At 68.3% G+C, this 18,832-nt stretch carries 17 protein-coding genes and 1 tRNA gene; 12 read left to right on the top strand and 6 right to left on the bottom strand.

Annotated features, from left to right (window positions below; translation table 11 throughout):
* Positions 1–69 precede the first annotated feature (69 nt).
* Positions 70–873 carry a 23S rRNA (guanosine(2251)-2'-O)-methyltransferase RlmB gene (rlmB, locus tag RNZ50_16150; GenBank protein ID MDT8856525.1) on the bottom strand — a complete coding sequence of 268 codons (804 nt, stop codon included), beginning with the start codon at positions 871–873 and terminating at the stop codon, positions 70–72.
* 207 nt (positions 874–1,080) lie between these two features.
* Between rlmB and RNZ50_16155 the strand changes: the two genes are divergently transcribed.
* The 4 genes from RNZ50_16155 (at position 1,081) to RNZ50_16170 (ending at position 3,252) form a co-directional block, all read left to right on the top strand.
* Positions 1,081–1,164, top strand: a tRNA-Tyr gene (locus RNZ50_16155).
* Between the two features lie 191 nt (positions 1,165–1,355).
* Complete coding sequence (locus tag RNZ50_16160) at positions 1,356–1,655, top strand: DUF2628 domain-containing protein (protein ID MDT8856526.1); 300 nt, start codon at positions 1,356–1,358, stop codon at positions 1,653–1,655.
* 553 nt (positions 1,656–2,208) lie between these two features.
* On the top strand, positions 2,209–2,364 hold the full coding sequence (locus RNZ50_16165) for a light-harvesting protein (GenBank protein ID MDT8856527.1): 156 nt from the start codon (positions 2,209–2,211) through the stop codon (positions 2,362–2,364).
* 12 nt (positions 2,365–2,376) lie between these two features.
* Positions 2,377–3,252 carry a light-harvesting protein gene (locus RNZ50_16170; GenBank protein ID MDT8856528.1) on the top strand — a complete coding sequence of 292 codons (876 nt, stop codon included), beginning with the start codon at positions 2,377–2,379 and terminating at the stop codon, positions 3,250–3,252.
* A 231-nt stretch (positions 3,253–3,483) separates the two neighbouring features.
* On the opposite strand, the gene RNZ50_16175 is transcribed toward RNZ50_16170, so the two are convergent.
* From RNZ50_16175 to RNZ50_16195, 5 genes are all read right to left on the bottom strand, one after another.
* Positions 3,484–4,029: a sarcosine oxidase subunit gamma gene (locus RNZ50_16175; protein MDT8856529.1), complete on the bottom strand. Its 546-nt coding sequence runs from the start codon at positions 4,027–4,029 to the stop codon at positions 3,484–3,486.
* Positions 4,022–6,940, bottom strand: a complete 2,919-nt coding sequence (locus RNZ50_16180; GenBank protein MDT8856530.1) for a sarcosine oxidase subunit alpha family protein — start codon at positions 6,938–6,940, stop codon at positions 4,022–4,024. The genes RNZ50_16175 and RNZ50_16180 overlap by 8 nt, the downstream gene beginning before the upstream one ends.
* Positions 6,937–7,251: a sarcosine oxidase subunit delta gene (locus tag RNZ50_16185; protein ID MDT8856531.1), complete on the bottom strand. Its 315-nt coding sequence runs from the start codon at positions 7,249–7,251 to the stop codon at positions 6,937–6,939. Before RNZ50_16185 ends, RNZ50_16180 begins: the two co-directional genes overlap by 4 nt.
* Before the next feature lie 10 nt (positions 7,252–7,261).
* Positions 7,262–8,512, bottom strand: a complete 1,251-nt coding sequence (locus RNZ50_16190) for a sarcosine oxidase subunit beta family protein (GenBank protein MDT8856532.1) — start codon at positions 8,510–8,512, stop codon at positions 7,262–7,264.
* A gap of 110 nt (positions 8,513–8,622) precedes the next feature.
* Positions 8,623–10,053, bottom strand: coding sequence for a Glu/Leu/Phe/Val dehydrogenase (locus RNZ50_16195; GenBank protein ID MDT8856533.1), 1,431 nt, complete (start codon positions 10,051–10,053; stop codon positions 8,623–8,625).
* A 394-nt stretch (positions 10,054–10,447) separates the two neighbouring features.
* Here RNZ50_16195 and RNZ50_16200 point away from each other — a divergent pair, with 394 nt between their 5' ends.
* The 8 genes from RNZ50_16200 (at position 10,448) to recJ (ending at position 18,765) form a co-directional block, all read left to right on the top strand.
* Positions 10,448–12,052 (top strand): VWA domain-containing protein, encoded by a 1,605-nt coding sequence (locus RNZ50_16200; GenBank protein ID MDT8856534.1) that lies wholly within the window; start codon positions 10,448–10,450, stop codon positions 12,050–12,052.
* A complete protein-coding gene (locus tag RNZ50_16205; protein ID MDT8856535.1) occupies positions 12,049–12,579 on the top strand; it encodes a pilus assembly protein in 531 nt (176 codons plus the stop codon). Before RNZ50_16200 ends, RNZ50_16205 begins: the two co-directional genes overlap by 4 nt.
* Positions 12,580–12,592: 13 nt before the next feature.
* The gene (locus RNZ50_16210; GenBank protein MDT8856536.1) at positions 12,593–13,141 is read left to right on the top strand and encodes a TadE/TadG family type IV pilus assembly protein; all 549 of its coding nucleotides are present in this window, start codon (positions 12,593–12,595) and stop codon (positions 13,139–13,141) included.
* A 128-nt stretch (positions 13,142–13,269) separates the two neighbouring features.
* Positions 13,270–14,181 (top strand): pirin family protein, encoded by a 912-nt coding sequence (locus RNZ50_16215; protein ID MDT8856537.1) that lies wholly within the window; start codon positions 13,270–13,272, stop codon positions 14,179–14,181.
* 100 nt (positions 14,182–14,281) lie between these two features.
* Positions 14,282–14,551, top strand: coding sequence for a hypothetical protein (locus RNZ50_16220; GenBank protein MDT8856538.1), 270 nt, complete (start codon positions 14,282–14,284; stop codon positions 14,549–14,551).
* Between the two features lie 103 nt (positions 14,552–14,654).
* The gene (locus RNZ50_16225) at positions 14,655–15,941 is read left to right on the top strand and encodes a homoserine dehydrogenase (GenBank protein ID MDT8856539.1); all 1,287 of its coding nucleotides are present in this window, start codon (positions 14,655–14,657) and stop codon (positions 15,939–15,941) included.
* 113 nt (positions 15,942–16,054) lie between these two features.
* Positions 16,055–17,020 (top strand): class II fructose-bisphosphatase, encoded by a 966-nt coding sequence (gene glpX, locus RNZ50_16230; protein MDT8856540.1) that lies wholly within the window; start codon positions 16,055–16,057, stop codon positions 17,018–17,020.
* Positions 17,017–18,765, top strand: a complete 1,749-nt coding sequence (recJ, locus tag RNZ50_16235; GenBank protein ID MDT8856541.1) for a single-stranded-DNA-specific exonuclease RecJ — start codon at positions 17,017–17,019, stop codon at positions 18,763–18,765. The genes glpX and recJ overlap by 4 nt, the downstream gene beginning before the upstream one ends.
* Positions 18,766–18,832: the final 67 nt, after the last annotated feature.

Genomic DNA, 18,832 nt, shown 5'->3' on the forward strand with positions numbered 1-18,832 from the left:
CAGACCCGTGTCTCCCGATCGATATGGGTCCGATGCGGACGGATTGAAGTCCCGGTCGCAGAACTGTGATCACGCGCCGCCTGCAGGGCGGCTTGCTGCGGCGTAAAGCCCGATGGCCGCCGCATTCGACACGTTCAGCGACCCCGCGCCGTCGTGGAACGGAATCCGCACCAGCCGGTCGCAGGTGTCGCGGGTCTTGTCGCGCAGCCCCGGCCCCTCGGCCCCGAGCACGAGGCCGACCGGGCGGGTGCCGATCTCGGCCAGCGCCTCGGCCAGCGTGGTTTCGCCGGCGCCGTCGAGGCCCAGCAGCACATAGCCCATCGCCTTCAACTGCTCCATCGCGTCGGCAAGGTTCACCACCCGCAGATACGGCTGGCGTTCCAGCGCGCCGCTGGCGGTCTTGGCCAGCGCCCCGGTCTCGGGCGCCGAATGGCGCTGCGGCGCGATCACCGCCCGTGCACCGAACACCTCGGCCGAGCGCAGCACCGCGCCCACGTTGTGCGGGTCGGTCACGCGGTCCAGCAGCACCACCAGCGGCAACCCCGCGCCCGAGGCGCAGATCTCGTCCAGCCGGCCCCAGTTCAGCGGCCGCGCCTCCAGCGCCGCACCCTGATGCACCGAGCCTTCGTCGATCGGCACGTCAAAGCGCCGCGGGTCGGCGATCTCGGGTTCCATCCCGCTGTGCGCTACCGCGTCTTCCAGCTTGTCGAGCGCGTTCTTGGTCAGCACGAGGCGCAGCTTTTCGCGCGCCGGGTTCAGCAGGGCGTCGCGCACCGCATGGAGACCGAACAGCCACACGGTTTCCTGCGACTGGCTGCGCCGCGCGCGCTCCTTCTCGACCACCCAGGCCGGTTTCACAGATCCCGTCGTCATGCCACCCCCGCTTGCCGCCCGTTCCTGCAGGCATCTGCGGCCCCCGGGGCCGCGCCGTGCCGCCAAAGCGCGGTCGGCACAATGGGGCGCAGGGCGCCGCGGCGCAAGCGGAAATGCGGGCGGTGGCGGCTGCCGGGTTTCGCGCGGCCGCCCCCCGCATTTCCGCCTTGACGCCCCCGGGGCCCTTCGGTATCCAGCCGCCAGAGTGGGCGACGCGCTGCAAGGTGCGGCAGGAGACTGTAACTCTCCCGGGGCGACCCGTGCCTGGTTCGATTCCAGGGTCGCCCACCAACCATCATTGAAATCACTGGATTTCATTTGTGCCTTGGGGCTTGGCCCAAGGATTGCCCAAGGCAAACCGATTGGGCGGCGAAGCTTCCCCTTGCGACGGAAACACTCACAAGACCGTGAAAGCTGCGCTTGCTGCGATGCCAATGCGAAGCTAGCCTTGAACGCAATATCGGCAGCGAAGGGCATTTTAAATGGAATTGATAGAACGTATTCGCATCAATCAGGCAAGAATAGACGAACTATCCGACAGCTTTAACGAATCTACTGGCCTGACATGGCTTTGGGCGCTTGTCTTCGGACCGATTTATTTTGCCGTTCACGGTTTCTGGTCGCGAGCCGCGCTGATCTTCGTTCTGAACTTTCTGATCATCGGTTTCTTGATCGCGCCATTCATCGCTTACCCGGCCTGGAGGATCAGGGCGAAGGAAAAGGCCGAACGGGCCCTGTTGCTGGATGCGGCGGAACGTTCAGGCAGAACTTCGCAAGGATAGCCCGGAAAACGTGCGGCAACGCAGGTCAGGCGGCTTTCACTAGCGGCCGGGCAGACAGCCCGCGGCGCAAGCGTTGCAAGTCTCACACCCCTGGAACCGAGCGAGTCATGGCCCACGCCGTCGCGGCGGCCTGCAACGGGCAGCGAATCGGCCGAATCGGGGCGGGGTGCCGCCTGTCGCGCGGCGGCCCCGGCAGGGCGCGACCTGCGGCCGGTGGATCGGCTTCTCCGGGCGGCACGGCGGTCGGCGGCGGCCTGACGGATTCAGGCAATATTCCGCGCGGGCATGGGGAAACGGATAGTGCGAAAAGCCGCCGCGTCAACCCGCCCCCGGTCGAGGCACAATTGGTCGCACCCTTTTGACCCCATGTCAGGTGTAGTTTACATTGAAGTTGTCAGGGAATCATTACACTTTCCGTCACAACGAGACCGGTGCGGCGGCCCGGGTGCCCGTTCCTAAGGCGCGAAGCCATCGAGTTTAGACGCGTTCCATCGTTTTTCGGGGCAGCGCATTCGCGCTCAGGCTCGGAGAACCTTATCGGGGAGACAACAGAATGACTGATGATCCGACAAAAGTGTGGCCGACCGGCCTGACCGTATCCGAGGCCGAAGAAGTGCACGCACAGCTCATCCTCGGCACCCGCGTCTTCGGCGGCATTGCGTTGCTGGCGCATTTCCTGGCGGCTGCCGCCACGCCGTGGCTCGGCTAAGGGAGAATCAAGATGAACAACGGCAAAATCTGGCTTGTGGTCAATCCGACCCTGGGCATCCCGCTGCTGCTGAGCAGCGTCGCGATCAGCTCTTTCGCTGTTCACTACGCTCTGGTGAAGAACACCACTTGGCTGCCGGCCTATTATGCAGGCGCGACCTCTTTCGCGGCGGCCGCTCCGGTCGTCGTGGCCGAGCCTGAAGCCGCTGCCGTGGAAGCTGCCCCCGAGGAAGCTCCTGCCGAAGCCGCTGCCGTGGAAGCTGCCCCCGAGGAAGCTCCTGCCGAAGCCGCTGCCGTGGAAGCTGCCCCCGAGGAAGCTCCTGCTGAAGCCGCTGCCGTGGAAGCTGCCCCCGAGGAAGCTCCTGCTGAAGCCGCTGCCGTGGAAGCTGCCCCCGAGGAAGCTCCTGCTGAAGCTGCTGCCGTGGAAGCTGCCCCCGAGGAAGCTCCTGCCGAAGCCGCTGCCGTGGAAGCTGCCCCCGAGGAAGCTCCTGCTGAAGCTGCTGCCGTGGAAGCTGCCCCCGAGGAAGCTCCTGCCGAAGCCGCTGCCGTGGAAGCTGCCCCCGAGGAAGCTCCTGCTGAAGCTGCTGCCGTGGAAGCTGCCCCCGAGGCCGCTGCCGTGGAAGCTGCCCCCGAGGAAGCTCCTGCCGAAGCCGCTGCCGTGGAAGCTGCCCCCGAGGCCGCTCCTGCCGAGGCTGCGCCGGCCGAAATGGTCTGGATGTCGCTGCCCGACGTGGCGATCAAGCTTGGCGAAATGGGCTACCAGATCCAGGCGATCTCGCGTGTCGACGATGCGTTCTACCTCGTGTCGATGACCGATGCGAACGGTATGCCGATTTCGGTCTACCTCGACCCGACGACCGGCGTTCCGGTTGCCGGCCCGGCGAACTGACCCTTTCCGGACGGCGACCGGCGCAGGTCGCGCCGCCGTCCGGCCACAAGGCAAAGGCCATCCGCGCTGCGGGTGGCTTTTTCCGTTTCGGCCATCCTTGCAACGGGCAGTGATGGCGGCCAGGGGCCGGACGCCCGCATCAGGCAACGCCCTTGCGACCCCGATCTCTGCAACCGGAGCCGGTCCGTATCAGCGCCCGACATATCGCAGCGCCTGACGGCCCAGGCGGGGTCAGCCCGCCAGTGCCGCGCGCGCGGCAAGCGCGGTCATCGCCGTTTCCAGCTCGTGCCAGGCGCTCACGGCCATCGACCGGAACACCAGCAGGTCGAACCCGTCCGGCAGGCGCATCAGCACCATCGCCATGTGGTTCAGCGGCGCGCGGGCGGCATGGCCAGGCGGAAACGCCATCTCGCGCAGGTCCATCGGCACCAGCCGCATCAGCACGTCGGCGGCCGCCGCTCCGTCGAGCCGCAGGCAGGCCCAGCCGTCGCTCTGATCGGTCTGCGCAGCACCTTCCAGCCCCGCCGGATCGGCGCCGATCAGGAAGGCCTGGTCGCGCCCGGTCCAGACCAGCCGCGCAGCACCGCTTTCGACCATCCGGCCGGGCGTCGGAAACGCCAGCCCGCGCGCCGCCAGCGCCCGGTCCAGCGCCGCGCCCTGCCCTTTCAGCGGCGCAAGCGACGTAATGCGGCCCGCCTGCCATTCGGACAAGGTGACCCCGCCCCGCGTGACCGGGGCCTGCCCGGCAAGGGGCGATCTGGCAATCAGGCTAGGCACGGAGGATCACCCCTTCCTTGTCATGAAACACGGGGTCGGTGACCTCGCACAGGATGTCGATGCCGCGCAGGCGGTCCATCAGGCGGACGGTCTCGCCATGTCGCGCACGGCCGTTCTTCAGGAAACCCAGCCCGACCCAGCCCCCCAGCGTCGGCGACGGGCCGACCGAAGTGACATAGCCCTGATCATTTTCGCGCGTCGGCTCGTCGCCGGGGGTGTAAAGATGCGCCCCCGCCGTCAGCACGGCATCGGCCACCGGGCGCAGGCCGACCATCTGCTCGCGCCCGGGCCCCGAAAGGCCGGGGCGAAGTGACGCCGCCTTGCCGATGCAATCCTTGCCCTGCGCCACCATCCGGCCCAGACCGATGTCGAAGGCCGTCACCCGGCCGTGAATCTCTGCATGGGTGATGAAGCCCTTCTCGATCCGCAGCACGTTCAGCGCCTCCATGCCGTAGGCACCGCCGCCCAGGGTTTCGGCCCGCGCCAGAAGGTCGCGGAACAGCGCCTCGCCGTAACGGGCGGGAACCGCGATCTCATACCCCTCCTCGCCGGAAAAAGAGATGCGGAACAGCCGCCCTTCCACGCCCGACAGGCTGACCGCCCCGCAGGCCATGAAGGGCAGCGAGACCGCCGCATCCAGCACGCTGTTGACCAGCACCCGTGCCAGCGGCCCGGCCACGGCAAACTGCGCCCAGCTTTCGGTGACCGAGATCGTGCGCAGATCCCAGTCGGCGCAGAAGGCCTGCTGCACGAAATCAAGGTGCCGCATCACCTGCCCGGCGGCGGCGGTGGTGGTGGTCATCAGGAAATGGTGGTCGCCCAGCCTTGCGGTGGTGCCGTCGTCCAGCACCATGCCATCCTCGCGCAGCATCAGGCCATAGCGCACCCGGCCCACCGGCAGGGTGGAAAAGGTGTTGGTATAGACCAGATCGAGAAACCGTGCCGCATCAGCGCCTTGCAGGTCGATCTTGCCAAGGGTCGAGACATCGGCCACCCCGACCGTGCCGCGCACCATGGCCACCTCGCGGTCGCAGGCCTCGCGCCAGGTCGTCTCGCCCCGGCGCGGGAAGTAGCTCGGGCGATACCAGAGCCCGGCCTCGATCATCGGCGCGCCGCGCTCGACCGAGGCGGCGTGCGAGGTCATGAAACGCTGCGGCGCAAAGCCTGCCCCCCGGCCGCCCGCCCCCATCGCGGCGATGGACACCGGGCTGAACGGCGGGCGGAAGGTCGTCGTCCCGGTCTGCGGGATGCCGCGCCCGGTGGCATCGGCCAGCACCGCCAGCGCGCCGATGCTGGAATTCTTGCCCTGATCGGGTGCCATGCCCTGCGTGGTGTAGCGCTTCATGTGCTCGACGCTGGCGTAGTTTTCCTGCGCTGCCAGCCTCACGTCCTTCACCGTCACGTCATTGGCAAAGTCGAGCCACGCCCGCCCCTTGCCCGGCACCGCCCAAAGTGCGGTGACAGATGCCTCCGCCCCCTCGGCCTCGGGCAGCGCCATGTCGGGCACGGCAAGGCCCAGCGCCGCCAGCGCCCGGCCCGCCACGGCCACGCCATCCGCCAGACAGGCGGCGGTGGAGAACCGCCCCGCCGCCGCCCCGGCAGCCTCCAGCCCCGGCACGGCGCCCGATGCAGGCACGAAGGTCGCCAGCGCCTCGTCCCACACCGGCCGCCCGTTCATGTGGCAGGTCAGGTGCAGCGTCGGGTTCCAGCCGCCCGAAAGCGCCAGGCAGTCGGTTTGCAGCCGCATCACCCCGCCCTTGTGGGCCACGCTGATCCACTCCAGCCCCAGCCGCCCGCCGCTGCCGGTGACGGTGGCGCCGAGGTAGACGGGGCAATCCTCCTCCGCCCGCGCATCGGGGCGGCTGTCGACGATCGCCGCGACCGTAACCCCCGCCGCCATCAGGTCGCGCGCGGTGCGCCTTGCGTCGTCGTTGTTGGCAAAGACCGTGACGCACCGCCCGGGCGCCACGCCGTAACGGTTCAGGTAGCCGCGCACCGCGCCGGCCAGCATGATCCCCGGCCGGTCGTTGTCGGCAAAGGCGATCGGGCGTTCCAGCGCCCCCGCCGCCAGCACGGCCTGCCGGGCGACGATGCGCCAGAAGCATTCGCGCGGCAGGCCGGGGCGGGCGGGCAGGTGCAGCCCCACCCGTTCCAGCGCGCCGTAGGTGCCCTGATCGTAAGCGCCGGTGACCGTGGTGCGCGGCATCAGCCGCACGTTGGGCATCTCGGCCAGTTCGGCCAGCACCCCCGCCATCCAGTCCGCCCCCGCCATGCCGCCGACCGGCGCGCTTTCGGCCAGCAGGCGGCCGCCCATCCGGGCATCCTCGTCGGCCAGGATCACATCGGCCCCGGCCCGCCCGGCGGTCAGCGCCGCCATCAGCCCGGCAGGCCCGGCGCCGATCACCAGCAGGTCGCAGAAGGCATGGGCCTTTTCATAATCGGCCTCGTCATGCCGCCCCGACAGGCTGCCAAGGCCCGCGGCCCGGCGGATCAGCGGCTCGTAGACCCGCTTCCAGAAGGCACGCGGCCACATGAAGGTCTTGTAGTAGAACCCGGCTGTCAGCAGCGGCGCGGCCAGATCGTTGACCGCCAGCACGTCGTGCCGCAGCGACGGCCAGCGGCTCTGGCTTTTCGCCTCCAGCCCCTCGAACACCTCCTGCACCGTGGCGCGCACGTTGGGCGTCTGCTGGCGGTCCTCGATGATCTCTACCAGCGCGTTCGGTTCCTCGGACCCCAGCGCCAGCACGCCGCGCGGACGGTGATACTTGAAGCTGCGCCCGACCAGCCTGACCCCGTTGGCCAGCAGCGCCGAGGCCAGAGTATCGCCCGCAAACCCCTGATACTCGGTCCCGTCAAAGCGGAAACGCAGTGGCGACGTGCGGTCGATCAGCCCCTTGCCGTCGATCCTCATGCCGCCCCTCCGGATTTCATCTTGGCCAAAATATCCCCGCCGGAGGCTCCGCCCTCGCCCCCCGCCGCCACCAGCCGGGCGTCCAGCACCGCATGGGTCACCGTGTTGCGGGTGACCAGCAACCAGCTGGCACAGCCCATTTCGTGATACCACAGGTCGCGGGTTTCCCCGGCGGGGTTGTCGCGCAGGTGCAGATAGGCGTCCCAGGCGGCGGGGTCGTCGCCGACTGGACGGTTCAGGTAATCCTCGGACCCGTAGTAGAAGAACTCGCGCCGGTCGCGGGGGCCGCAGAGGGGGCAGGGAATGCGCATGGTTTGGCCTTCAGTGCAGGTTGTGCTGGCTGCCGGTGCCTTCTTCATCCAGAAGATGCCCGGTGGCGAAGCGGTCAAGGCGGAACCGTGCGGCAACCGCGTGCGGCTGGCCGGTGGCCATCAGATGCGCCATGCACCAGCCGCTGGCGGGCACCGCCTTGAAGCCGCCGTAGTTCCACCCGGCATCGACGAACAGCCCCTCGACAGGCGTGCGGTCGATGATCGGGCTGCCATCCGGCGTCATGTCCATGATCCCGCCCCAGGACCGCAGCACCTTTGCCCGCCCGATCATCGGCATCAGGGTCATGCCCGCCTCCATCACATGCTCGACCATCGGCAGGTTGCCGCGGCTGGCGTAGCTGGCGTAGAAATCGAGGTCGCCGCCGAACACGAGGCCCCCCTTGTCGGACTGGCTGATGTAGAAATGCCCCATGCCGAAGCTGATGACATGGTCGATCACCGGCTTGAGCCCTTCGGTGACAAAGGCTTGCAGCACATGGCTTTCGATCGGCAGGCGCAGGCCCGCCATCGCCGCCACCTGCCCCGACCGGCCCGCCACGACCATGCCGACCTTTGCCGCCCGGATCGGCCCGCGCGTGGTCTGCACGCCGGTCACCCGGCCGCCCGCGATGTCGATCCCGGTCACCTCGCAGTTCTGGATCAGGTCGACTCCGCGCCGGTCGGCGGCGCGGGCATAGCCCCAGGCCACGGCATCGTGCCGCGCCGTGCCGCCGCGCCGGTGCAGCAGGCCGCCATAGATCGGGAAGCGGGTCTGCTCGAAATCGAGATAGGGCAGGTAGGATCGCACGCCTTCGCGGTCCAGCAGTTCGGCGTCGTCGCCCTGTGAGATCATCATGTTGCCACGCCGGGCGAAGGCGTCGCGCTGGCCGTCGGAGTGGAACAGGTTGATCAGCCCGCGCTGGCTGTGCATCACGTTGAAGTTCAGGTCGGCCGACAGCCCCTCCCACAGCTTCATCGAATGGCTGTAGAACTCGGAGTTGCCTTGCAGCAGGTAGTTGGCCCGCACGATGGTGGTGTTGCGCCCGATGTTGCCCGAGCCGAGATAGCCCTTTTCCAGCACCGCGATGTTGGTCAGCCCGTGGTTCTTCGCCAGATAGTAGGCGGTGGCCAGCCCGTGCCCGCCGCCGCCGATGATGATCGCGTCATAGGCGGGCTTCGGGGCCGGGTCGCGCCATGCCGGTTTCCAGCCCCTGTTGCCGAACAGCCCTTCGCTGATGACCTTCAGACCCGAATAGCGCATCTGCCCCTGCCCCGTGCCGTCCCGCCCCGTGAACCGGGTTGGCCCGACCATCCGACGGATGCCGGGCCAAACCTTGTCTGCCCGCGACACGGCGCGTCGCGGAACGGCCCTCAGAGGCCCTTGGACACATAGGTCGCGGCCACCCGGCGGATCGAGACGATATAGGCCGCCACCCGCAGATCCTCGACATCGGGGCGGGTGTGCCAGACCTCGCGCATCGCCTGGTAGGCAGAGCGCATCGTGTCATCGAGGCCGGAGCGCACCAGCGCCAGCTCGTCCGAGCCTTGCAGGAATTTCTGCTTGAAGTCGGGCGAAAGCTGCCAGCCGAGCTGCTGGTCGTTCGACAGCCGTTCCAGTTCCTCGACCAGCAGGAAGCTGCGCGCCTCTTCGGCCCGGCGCTGCATCCGGCCGAAACGGATGTGGCTGAGGTTCTTGACCCATTCGAAATACGACACCGTCACACCGCCCGCATTGGCATACATGTCGGGAATGATCACCGTGCCCTTGGCGCGCAGGATCTCGTCGGCGCCGAAGGTGATCGGGCCGTTCGCCGCCTCGACGATCAGCGGTGCCTTGATGGCGGCGGCATTGCCCTTGTGGATCACCCCTTCCAGCGCCGCCGGAATCAGGATGTCGCAATCGGCCTCCAGCAGTTCTGCCCCGCTTTCGACGAAGCCGGCCGAAGGGTAGCCCCGGATGGTGCCCTGCTTGGCGATCCATTGCCGGACATCCTCGACCCGCAGGCCATTCTCGTCGACCAGCGCGCCGTCGCGTTCGATGATGGCGATGATCTTGGCACCGTCCTCCTCGGACAGGAACTTGGCGGCGTGGTAGCCCACGTTGCCCAGCCCCTGCACGATGACGCGCTTGCCGTCCAGATCGCCCGAAAGCCCTGCTTTCGCCGCATCCTCGGGGTGGCGGAAGAATTCGCGCAGCGCATACTGCACGCCGCGCCCGGTGGCCTCGACGCGGCCCTGGATGCCGCCCGCATGGGGCGGCTTGCCCGTGACGCAGGCCTTGGCGTTGATGTCGGTGGTGTTCATGCGGGCATACTGGTCCGCGATCCAGGCCATTTCACGCTCGCCCGTGCCCATGTCGGGGGCGGGCACGTTCTGCGCCGGGTGGATCAGGTCGCGCTTTATCAACTCGTAGGCAAAGCGGCGGGTGATCATTTCCAGCTCGTGCTCGTCCCAGGCGCGGGGGTCGATGCACAGCCCGCCCTTCGAGCCGCCGAACGGCGTTTCCACCAGCGCGCATTTGTAGGTCATCAGCGCCGCCAGCGCCTCGACCTCGTCCTGGTTGACGGCCAGCGAATAGCGGATGCCGCCCTTGACGGGTTCCATGTGTTCGGAATGGACCGACCGGTAGCCGGTGAAGGTCTCGATCTTGCCGCGCAGCCGAACGCCGAAGCGCACCGTATAGGTCGAGTTGCAGACCCGGATCTTCTGTTCCAGCCCCGGGCTGAGGTCCATCAGCGCGACGGCCCGGTTGAACATCAGATCGACGGACTCGCGGAAACTCGGTTCTCCAGCAACTTGCATGCCACTTCTCCTGTGTCTGGCAGGGGCCCGCGTTGCGGCGCCCGGTCGCACCCTAGACCGAAGCGATGAATCATTCATCACGAAAAGAACGCCCAGCAGATGCATCCGCCGCGGCGTCAGGTGATTCGCCGCGCTTGCGGAATCCGGCCCGGAATTAACCGCGACCGGAGCGCGGCGCGGTGGGCGTGCAGCCGCCGGTTGAGGGGTTGTCGCCGGGTGCTGCACAATCCCGGCCGCCTTCTGGCGCTGTTTCCGGGCCTGTCGAATTGGGTTCAAACCCGGCCGACTTCGCCACATTTCTGCCCCAGGCGGCCCCTTAGCTGCCGGGGCACCGGAGTGACTGCCGAGCCGCATTCACCAAGGCGCCGCGGATCAGGGGCGAAAGGAACGAGCGATGGAGACGCCGACGATGAACATGCAGGGGACGGACACCGCACAAGGGCAGCCCCGGAACGCGATGGCCCCGGACAGCGGGCGGCTGAAGCGTTTCGGACGTGACGAAGACGGCGCGCTGATCGTCTTTTCGCTGTTCCTGTTCGTGCTGATGTCGATGCTCGGCGGTCTGGCGATCGACCTGATGCATTACGAGAAGATCCGCACCGAGATGTCGCAGACGCTGGACCGCTGCGTGCTGTCGGCTGCCAGCCTGACCCAGTCGCTTGACCCCCAGGGCGTGGTCGAGGATTGCGTCGACAAGGCGGGGATGGCCGAATACCTGAGCTCGGTCACGGTTGACGAAGGGCTGAACTTCCGCGAGGTCAGCGCCAGGGCCAGTGCCGACACCCAGCCGTTCTTCGTGCACATGCTGGGAATCGAAGACCTGTTCGCCCATGCCAGCTCGACCGCCGAGCAGCGGATTTCCAACGTGGAAGTGTCGCTGGTGCTGGACATCTCGGGGTCGATGGCCGGGTCGCGCATCAACAACCTGCGCCCGGCGGCACGCGAATTCATCGACACGGTGCTGGCCTCGTCCGACCCCGGGCGGGTGACGATCTCGATCGTTCCCTATGCCGGGCACGTCAACCTGGGCGAGCCGCTGGAATCGCAGTTCAACGTGACCGAGAACCACACCGCCTCCTACTGCATCGACCTGCCGCCCTCGACCTACGGTTCCATCTCGCTGTCGCAGACCACGCCCTTCACCCATGCCGGACATTTCGACCCATACTATTCGGCCATGGCCCCGACGCTGCATTTCTGCTCGCCGCGGACGGTGAATACCGTGCTGCCGCTGAACGACAATGCCACCGTCCTGAAAGCCAAGATCAACGGGCTGGTGGCCGAGGGCAACACCTCGATCGACATCGGGATGAAATGGGGCTCGCTGCTGCTCGATCCGGGCGCACAACCGATCATCGAGGGGCTGATCGGCCGCGGCACCGTGAATGCGGGCTATGCCGGGCGTCCGCTGAACCCGGCGGTGAACGACGTGCTCAAGATCGTGGTGCTGATGACCGATGGCGAAAACACCACCGAATACCGCCTGAAACCGGGCTACGACTCCGGCCTGTCGAACGTCTGGCGGCGCAACAGCAACGGCGCGCTGTCGCTGTATCACGAGCCCCGCAGCGGCACGACCAAGTTCTTCCGCCTGTCGGACGGCAAATGGTACACCACGCCCGATGGCGGCACCACCGGCGCCACCCGGCTGACCTACCCCGAACTCTGGGCGCAGGCATCGGTGTCGTGGGTGGCGATGAACATCTATTCCCGCGCCCTGCACGGCAGCACCACCAGCGGCCAGAACACCTGGTTCAACACCTTCGTCAGCGCCGAGTCGGCTGACAAGAACAACCGCCTGCAAACCGTGTGCAACGCCGCCAAGGCCGCCGGGATCACGGTCTTCGGCATCGGCTTCGAGGCACCCTCGGGCGGCCGCACCCAGGTGCGCAACTGCGCCACATCGACCGCCCACTACTTCGACGCAAAGGGGCTTTCGATCACCACCGCCTTCCGCGCCATCGCTAGCCAGATCAGCTTGCTGAGGTTGACCCAATGAAACCCTTCCTGAAACGCCTTTGGTCCGGGTTCTCCCGCGACGACGGGGTGGCCACGCTGGAATTCGTTCTGGTGATCCCGTTGCTGACCACCCTGTTCATGGCCGCCTTCGAATCCGGCCTGATGCGGACGCGGTTCTTCATGCTGGAGCAGGCCGTCGACACGACGATGCGCGAACTGCGCATCGGGCATCTGCCCGGCGTCGACCATGACAAGCTCAAGACCGAAATCTGCGACCGCACCGTGATCTTCCCAAATTGCGAAAACATCCTGAAGATCGAACTGCGCCCGATCAGCCGGGCCACCTGGGCACTGCCGACCACTCAGGCCACCTGCGTGGACCGTTCGGCGGCAATCCAGCCGGTCACCGAATTCGGCACCGGGCAATCGGGCGAACTGATGCTGGTGCGGGTCTGCGCGACGCTGGACGCGATGTTCCCGACCACCGGCATCGGCCTTGCCCTGCCCAAGGACGGCAACGGCGGCTACGGGCTTGTGGTGGTTTCTGCCTTTGTCAACGAACCGTGAGGAGGATGCCGTGATGAAACGACTGCTTCGCAAGGTCCGCGGCTTCCGGCGGGGCGACGACGGTTCCGTCGTGGTCGAGGCGGTGATCGTGCTGCCGCTGATGTTCTGGGCCTACCTGACGATCTTCGACTACTGGGATGGCTTTCGGGCGATGAACACCATCCAGAAGGCAAGCTACACCATTTCCGACATGATCTCGCGCGAGATGGAGCCGGTGAATTCCGCCTATATCCGCGGGATGCGCGACACGATGAACTACATGCTCGACCCCGACGAATCCGCCAAGATCCGGGTGACCAGCGTGATGTGGGACGAGCTTGACGACCGCTACGAGGTGCTGTGGTCGAATTCGCCAGATGGTCAGATGCAGCCCCTGACAACAGCCACGCTGCAACCGCTTGCCTACCGGCTGCCGATGATGGCCGACGGCACCACCGTGCTGCTGCTGCAGACCGAGGTGCGCTATCGGCCGCCGTTCAATACCGGGCTGAACCCGATGACCTACGAGTATTTCATCGTGACCCGCCCGCGCTTTGCCCCCCGGGTCGATTTCGGCACCTGATGCCGCACCGCGCGTCGGGTCCGCGGGCCAGTGTGCCGTGCCGCACACTGGCCCTGCGGCCTGCGGCGGTTGAGCCGCGACCCCGCGACACCTACTTCCGGGCATGATCCTCACAAAGGAATCCTGCCATGTCGATACGACCCGTCCTTGATGCCACCGCTGCCGTTCCGACCATGGAAGGGGCCGGCGTGCATCTGCACCGCGCCTTCGGTTTCCGGAATCCCGACCAGCTTGACCCGTTCCTGCTGTTCGACGATTTCCGCAACGAGCGCCCGCAGGATTTTCTGCGCGGCTTCCCCTGGCACCCGCACCGCGGGATCGAGACGATCACCTATGTCCTGGCGGGCAGCGTCGAGCATGGCGACAGCCTTGGCAACACCGGCACGCTGACCGGCGGCGACGTGCAGTGGATGACGGCGGGGTCGGGCATCCTCCATCAGGAAATGCCGAAGGGCAACGCCAAGGGCCAGATGCACGGCTTCCAGCTCTGGGCCAACCTGCCCGCGTCGCTGAAGATGACCGCGCCGCGCTATCAGGACGTGAAGGGCAGCGAGATTCCCGAGATGATCGACGATGACGGCACCATGGTGAAGGTGATCGTCGGGTCGTTCCGCGGCCGCACCGGCCCGGTGGACGGCATCGCCGCCGATCCGCAGTATCTTGACATCTTCGTGCCCGCCGGGCTGCGCAAGACCTTCAAGGTCGATACCTGGCGCCGGGCCTTTGCCTATGTGTTCGAAGGCGCGGGCACCTTCCGCGATGCCTCGCGCCCGCGCGGCGTGCTGCTGGAAAAGGAAGTGATGGGCGAGGAAGTCAACATCCGCGACCTGTCGGGCGACCGCACGCTGGTGACATTCGGCACCGGCGACGAGGTGACGGTGCAGGCCGGGCCGCAGGGCGTGCGCTTCCTGCTGATCTCGGGCGCGCCGATCCGCGAGCCTGTCGCCTGGCACGGACCGATCGTGATGAACACGCAGGAAGAACTGCGTCAGGCGATGGCCGACCTGCGCAACGGCACCTTCATCAGGCCCGCCCACTAGGACGCGGGTGAACGGGGCGCGGGTGAACGGGGCCGGCGGCAGGGACTTGCCGCCGGCCACCCCGGGGCGGTAGAAGGGGCAGCACCGCAGAAAGCCGTTCATGCCCGCACGCCTTTTCCCCCTGATCCCGCTGGCGCTGGCCGCCTGCACCAGCTTTCCCGCGCTGGAGGGCACCCTGTCGCCTGACGGGGTGACCCCGGCGCTGCTGCCGATGGACCAGTTGCTGGCGCAGGGCGTTGCGGTCAACGTCGCCAACGGCGCGGCACTCGTGGCCCGGGCGGCGGCCCTGCGCGCCCGCGCGGCCGCGATGCGCGGGCCGGTGCACGACCCCGCGACGCGCGACCGGCTGGCGCAGGCCGCCGCAGGCTGACGCCCGCACCGCGTTGCAAGCACCGCCGCAAACCGCTAACACCCCGCCACAATCCTTCGGCCCCGGCCCTGCCCGGTGCGCCCCGATCCTGTGGAGTTCTGCCATGGCTGCCCCCCTGCGTCTTGGTCTTGCCGGTCTTGGCACGGTTGGCATCGGTGTCGTCAAGATCGTGCGGACCCACGCCGACCTGATCGCCGCCCGCACCGGGCGCGCGGTGGTGATCTCCGCCGTCTCGGCCCGCGACCGCAGCCGAAACCGCGACGCCGACCTGTCGGGCTATGCCTGGGAGGCCGACCCGGTCGCACTGGCGCGGCGCGACGATGTCGATGTGTTCATCGAGGTGATGGGCGGCAGCGAGGGTGCTGCGAAGGACGCGACCGAGGCCGCCATCGCCGCGGGCAAGGATGTCGTCACCGCCAACAAGGCGCTGCTGGCGCATCACGGGCAGGCGCTGGCGCTGGCCGCCGAGGCGGCCGGCCGGGTGATCCGGTTCGAGGCGGCGGTGGCGGGCGGCATTCCGGTGATCAAGGCGCTGACCGAAGGGCTGGCGGGCAACCAGATCCGCCGCGTGATGGGGGTGATGAACGGCACCTGCAACTACATCCTGACCCGGATGCAGTCGGCGGGGCTTCCCTACGACATGGTGTTCGAAGAGGCCCGGCAGCTGGGCTATCTGGAGGCCGACCCCAACCTTGACGTGGGTGGCATCGACGCCGGCCACAAGCTGTCGCTGCTGGCGGCCATAGCCTTCGGAACCCGGGTCAGCTTCGATGCGGTGGAACTGGAGGGCATCGGCGCCGTCAGCATCGACGACATCCGCCACGCCGCCGACCTTGGCTATCGCATCAAGCTGCTGGGTGTCGCGCAGATGACCGGGCGCGGGCTGGAACAGCGCATGACGCCCTGCCTCGTGCCCGCCGATCACCCGCTGGGGCAGTTGCAGGGCGGCACCAACATGGTGGTGCTGGAAGGCGATGCCGTGGGCCAGATCGTGCTGCGCGGCCCGGGGGCCGGGCAGGGCCCGACCGCCAGCGCCATCATGGGCGACGTGCTCGACCTGGCGCGCGGCACCCGGCTGGCGACCTTCGGCCAGCCCGCCGCCACGCTGGCCGAACCGGTTACCGCCCGCGTCGCCACCCCGGCGCCGTGGTATCTGCGCATGACCCTGCTCGACAAGCCGGGCGCGCTGGCCAGGATCGCCACCACGCTGGGCGAGGCCGGAATCTCCATCGACCGGATGCGCCAGTATGGCCACGAAGGCGCCCATGCCCCGGTGCTGATCGTCACCCACAAGGCCGCGCCGGGCGACATTGCCCATGCCATGGGCCGGTTTGGTGCGACCGGCGTTCTGGTCGGCGCCCCGGTCGCCCTGAGGATCGAGGAAGTCTGATACCTGCGCGTTACCGTCACCCCGCATCCTGTGAGCGCTAGCATCACCTTGCCCTGAGGCTGGGGATGGCGCTAAAGCGGTACGGCAGCTTTTTGATCCAAAAGGACTACGACATGGCCGATGCCAATGAGTTTCATGACCGCCTGCTGTCGCTGGGCCTTGCCAGAGTGTCCGAGGCCGCGGCGCTGGCTTCCGCCCGCCTGATCGGGCGCGGCGACGAAAAGGCTGCCGACCAGGCGGCGGTCAACGCGATGCGCGATCAGTTGAACCTCCTGGAAATCGCGGGCGTCGTGGTGATCGGCGAGGGCGAGCGTGACGAGGCCCCGATGCTGTTCATCGGCGAAGAGGTCGGCACCGGCCACGGCCCGGCGGTGGACATCGCGCTCGACCCGCTGGAAGGCACCACGCTGACCGCCAAGGACATGCCGAACGCGCTGACCGTGATCGCCATGGCGCCGCGCGGCACCCTGCTGCACGCGCCCGATGTCTACATGGAAAAGCTGGCGATCGGGCCGGGCTTTCCCGTCGATACCGTGACGCTGTCGATGGCGCCCGCCGAACGGGTGCGCGCGCTGGCCGCGGCCAAGAACTGCTCGCCCGAAGACATCACGGTGTGCATCCTGGAACGGCCGCGCCACGAGGCGCTGATTGCCGAAGTGCGCCTGACCGGCGCCGCGATCCGGCTGATCACCGATGGCGACGTGGCCGGGGTGATCCACTGCGCGGAATCGCACATCACCGGCATCGACATGTACATGGGCTCCGGCGGCGCCCCCGAGGGCGTGCTGGCGGCGGCCGCGCTGAAATGCATGGGCGGCCAGATGTATGGCCAGCTGCTGTTCCGCAATGACGACGAGCGCACCCGTGCCCGCCGGGCCGGCATCACCGACCTGAACCGCATCTACACCCGCGACGAGCTGGTGACCGCCGACGTGATCTTTGCCGCGACCGGCGTCACGAGCGGCTCGATCCTGGCGGGCATCCAGCGCGAGCCGGGCTGGGTCACCACCGAAACCCTGCTGATGCGGTCCAAGACCGGCTCGGTGCGGCGGATGACCTACCGCAGCCCGGTGAAGTGACCGGCAGCCGCGCCTTTCTTGGCGTCGAGTGTTCGGCCACGGGCCGTCGCTGGGTCGGCCCCGGCGCCGAGGATGACCGTCTGGCCGAGGCGATGGCGCAGACCACCCGCTTGCCGCTGCCGCTCTGCCGCCTGCTGGCACGGCGCGGCGTGGCCCCTGCCGATGCGGCGGCCTTTCTTGCGCCCGCGCTGCGCGACCTGCTGCCCGACCCGCTGTCGCTGAAGGACATGGGGGCGGCTGCGGCGCGTTTCCTGCACGCGGTGGCGCAGCGGCAGCGCATCGCGGTCTTTGCCGATTACGACGTGGACGGCGGCGCGTCCGCCGCGCTGCTGCTGACCTGGCTCCGCGCCATGGGCCGCCCCGCCACGCTCTACATCCCCGACCGGATCGACGAGGGCTATGGCCCCAACGTGCCCGCCATGGCCGCCCTCGCCCGCGACCACGACCTGATCCTGTGCGTCGATTGCGGCACGCTCAGCCACGACCCCATCGCCGCAGCGGCGGGCTGCGACGTGATCGTGCTCGATCACCATCTGGGCGCGGAGACACTGCCCCCCGCGCTGGCTGTGGTAAACCCCAACCGGCAGGACGAGGACGGCACGCTGGCCCACCTATGCGCGGCCTCGGTTGTGTTCCTGATGCTGGTCGAGGCCAATCGGCAGCTTCGGGCCGAGGGCGCGCAGGGGCCGGACCTGATGGCGATGCTCGACCTTGTGGCACTGGCGACGGTGGCCGATGTGGCGCCGCTGATCGGCGTCAACCGCGCGCTGGTGCGGCAGGGGCTGAAGGTGATGGCCCGGCGCGAGCGCATCGGGCTGAAGGCGCTGGCCGACATCGCCCGAATGGACACCGCCCCCACCCCCTATGCGCTGGGCTTCCTGCTGGGGCCGAGGGTCAATGCCGGCGGGCGCATCGGGCAGGCCGACCTTGGCGCACGGCTGCTGGCCACCGACAACGCCGCCGAGGCGCAGGCGCTGTCCGAACGGCTCGACGCGCTGAACACCGAGCGGCGCGAGATCGAGATGGCGGTGCGCGAGGCCGCGATGGCGCAGGCCGAGGCGCGCGGGCTTGACGGCCCGCTGGTCTGGGCGGCGGGGGCAGGCTGGCACCCCGGCGTGGTCGGCATCGTCGCCGCCCGCCTGAAAGAGGCGACCGGCCGCCCCGCCGTGGTGATCGGGCTGGAAGGCGGCATCGGCAAGGGCTCTGCCCGCTCGGTGACCGGCGTCGATCTGGGTGCCGCCGTGCAGCGCATCGCCGCCGAGGGGTTGCTGCTCAAGGGCGGCGGCCACCGCATGGCGGCGGGCCTGACCGTCGAGGAAGGCAAGATCGAGGCCGCCATGGCGCGGCTGGGCGATCTGCTGGCGCGGCAGGGCGCGGGGACAGGCGGCGCGGCCGACCTGCGGCTTGACGGGCTGCTGATGCCCTCTGCCGCCACGACGCAGCTGGTCGAACAGATCGAACAGGCGGGCCCCTTCGGCGCCGCTGCCCCGGCCCCGCGCTTTGCCTTCGCCGATCAGGCGGTCAGCGGGCGGCGTATCGGTGCCAACCACCTGCGCCTGACATTTGGCGACGGCAGCGGCGCCAAGCTCGAGGCCATCGCCTTCGGCGCCTTCGACGGCCCCCTCGGCCCCCTGCTGGAAAACCCCGGCGCCCAGCGGTTCCACCTGGCGGGGCGGCTGGAAATCAACAGCTTCGGTGGCCGCAGCAAGGTGCAGCTGCGGCTCGAAGACGCCGCGCGCATCTGACCCCCGCGCCGTCGCGTTTTTCCCCTTGCGAGTCGGCCGCCCGCCCACTAAACACCGCCAAACCGAA

The sequence above is a fragment of the Paracoccaceae bacterium Fryx2 genome (assembly GCA_032334235.1).
Classification (GTDB): Bacteria; Pseudomonadota; Alphaproteobacteria; order Rhodobacterales; family Rhodobacteraceae; genus JAVSGI01.

Bases quoted from the DNA above. Each gene is read 5' to 3' on its own strand.
- rlmB (MDT8856525.1), bottom strand. From the start codon at position 873: ATGACGACGGGATCTGTGAAACCGGCCTGGGTGGTCGAGAAGGAGCGC.
- RNZ50_16160 (MDT8856526.1), top strand. From the start codon at position 1,356: ATGGAATTGATAGAACGTATTCGCATCAATCAGGCAAGAATAGACGAA.
- RNZ50_16165 (MDT8856527.1), top strand. From the start codon at position 2,209: ATGACTGATGATCCGACAAAAGTGTGGCCGACCGGCCTGACCGTATCC.
- RNZ50_16170 (MDT8856528.1), top strand. From the start codon at position 2,377: ATGAACAACGGCAAAATCTGGCTTGTGGTCAATCCGACCCTGGGCATC.
- RNZ50_16180 (MDT8856530.1), bottom strand. From the start codon at position 6,940: ATGAGGATCGACGGCAAGGGGCTGATCGACCGCACGTCGCCACTGCGT.
- RNZ50_16185 (MDT8856531.1), bottom strand. From the start codon at position 7,251: ATGCGCATTCCCTGCCCCCTCTGCGGCCCCCGCGACCGGCGCGAGTTC.
- RNZ50_16190 (MDT8856532.1), bottom strand. From the start codon at position 8,512: ATGCGCTATTCGGGTCTGAAGGTCATCAGCGAAGGGCTGTTCGGCAAC.
- RNZ50_16195 (MDT8856533.1), bottom strand. From the start codon at position 10,053: ATGCAAGTTGCTGGAGAACCGAGTTTCCGCGAGTCCGTCGATCTGATG.
- RNZ50_16200 (MDT8856534.1), top strand. From the start codon at position 10,448: ATGGAGACGCCGACGATGAACATGCAGGGGACGGACACCGCACAAGGG.
- RNZ50_16205 (MDT8856535.1), top strand. From the start codon at position 12,049: ATGAAACCCTTCCTGAAACGCCTTTGGTCCGGGTTCTCCCGCGACGAC.
- RNZ50_16210 (MDT8856536.1), top strand. From the start codon at position 12,593: ATGAAACGACTGCTTCGCAAGGTCCGCGGCTTCCGGCGGGGCGACGAC.
- RNZ50_16215 (MDT8856537.1), top strand. From the start codon at position 13,270: ATGTCGATACGACCCGTCCTTGATGCCACCGCTGCCGTTCCGACCATG.
- RNZ50_16220 (MDT8856538.1), top strand. From the start codon at position 14,282: ATGCCCGCACGCCTTTTCCCCCTGATCCCGCTGGCGCTGGCCGCCTGC.
- RNZ50_16225 (MDT8856539.1), top strand. From the start codon at position 14,655: ATGGCTGCCCCCCTGCGTCTTGGTCTTGCCGGTCTTGGCACGGTTGGC.
- glpX (MDT8856540.1), top strand. From the start codon at position 16,055: ATGGCCGATGCCAATGAGTTTCATGACCGCCTGCTGTCGCTGGGCCTT.